Source organism: uncultured Jannaschia sp., from assembly GCF_947494055.1.
In the GTDB taxonomy this organism is placed as follows: domain Bacteria; phylum Pseudomonadota; class Alphaproteobacteria; order Rhodobacterales; family Rhodobacteraceae; genus Jannaschia.
In genome coordinates this window covers 1-255 of the sequence record NZ_CANLTR010000236.1, presented here as the reverse complement: position 1 = coordinate 255, position 255 = coordinate 1, and the positions used below count along the sequence as shown (strand labels likewise).

The 255-nt window shown below is 72.9% G+C and carries 1 protein-coding gene; it reads right to left on the bottom strand.

The window, feature by feature from the left end:
- Nucleotides 1-255: AAA family ATPase (locus tag Q1A87_RS23985; protein WP_299657430.1), on the bottom strand; the 255-nt coding region annotated here is incomplete at both ends.

The following is a 255-nucleotide window of genomic DNA, read 5'->3' as shown; positions in this document are numbered from 1 at the left end:
CCGCGCCGCTTGCCGCTGCCAGTCCACCCGCTGCCGCGTCACCTCCGTGATCTCCGCCGAGCCGTGCCGGGACCGCAACTCCGGGAACAGCCCGCCGCGCTCGATCGCGGCGAGCTGGCGGTCGTCGCCTGCGAAGAGCACCTTCGCCCCGCTGCGTCGCGCCTCGGCCAAGAGCTCACCCGTGATCCGCGCATCGAGCATCGCCGCCTCGTCCACTACCACAAGCGTGCGCGCGTCCCAGGAGGCATGCCCGTT